We start from the raw sequence: 906 nt of genomic DNA on the forward strand, positions 1-906 counted from the left end.
CTGCCGTTCCCATGTTCCGGCGGCGGTCTCGACCAGAGACGCGACCGATCGGGCGTAATGCAGTGCTTCTTTTCTCTCCCTGTTGTCACCGAGGATGCCCGCCTTGCCGCGGAGGGTGCCGAACTGGTCGGGGCACTCCCTAATGGCTCTTGCCAGAATGGCAGGATCGGTTTCTGGATCGAGAACATGGTGTTTGATGGCGATACACGCACCGAAGGCATCGTGATAGACACGTGTAGCGACCCTGTGCACCTCTTCCATGCTGCGCTCCAGTTCCGGTTGCGCTTTCTCGCGGGCGATCTCGTTGACGGTCTTGTCATAGCGGATGATGGCGGGAATGAGAGGTGGGGGACTTTCGATTGGATGATGGTGATGGCGCAACTCGTTCTGCACCGTCCCGTCAGTGTCCATTCCCTGTCGCTGCCCTTCGAATGTCTGCTGCAAGGTCGATTGTCTCATCGCCCGCTGCTGCCGGATATTTTCGCCCCATGGCTCCTTCAGCCCGCGGCGCTCGGAAAAGGCGTCCGTGTAATCGAGTGTGGTTTCCTTGAGCCCCGAACGGCCAAGGCTGGCGGTGAGCGCTTTCATATCCCTGAACTCGTCACGCCCGGCATAAAGCATTGCATGAAGACGATGACGGGTCATGGCAACATAGGTCAGATGCCGGTCCATGGTGGCGGAGGCCATGACGAACGTCCGGTCGACGGTTGCCCCTTGCGCCTTGTGAATGGTGGTGGCGTAACCGTGATCAAAGGATTGGTAATCTTTTGGTCGGATAGTCAGCCCGCGGCCGGTTTCCTGTCCGCTCGATAATCCGTCGAGCCGTATCTGTAGTGCGTCCGGTTCGACGGCTTCCACCGTTCCCAACATGCCGTTCCTGACCCCGAGATCGCGATCGTTCTGCAG

At 59.2% G+C, this 906-nt stretch carries 1 protein-coding gene; it reads right to left on the minus strand.

The features are described from left to right. Positions 1-906, minus strand: a 906-nt coding sequence (locus T18_RS26205; protein WP_159440609.1) for a BID domain-containing protein, incomplete at both ends; no start/stop codon positions are given.

Source organism: Rhizobium sp. TBD182 (assembly GCF_001950375.1).
GTDB classification, from domain to species: Bacteria; Pseudomonadota; Alphaproteobacteria; order Rhizobiales; family Rhizobiaceae; genus Agrobacterium; species Agrobacterium tumefaciens.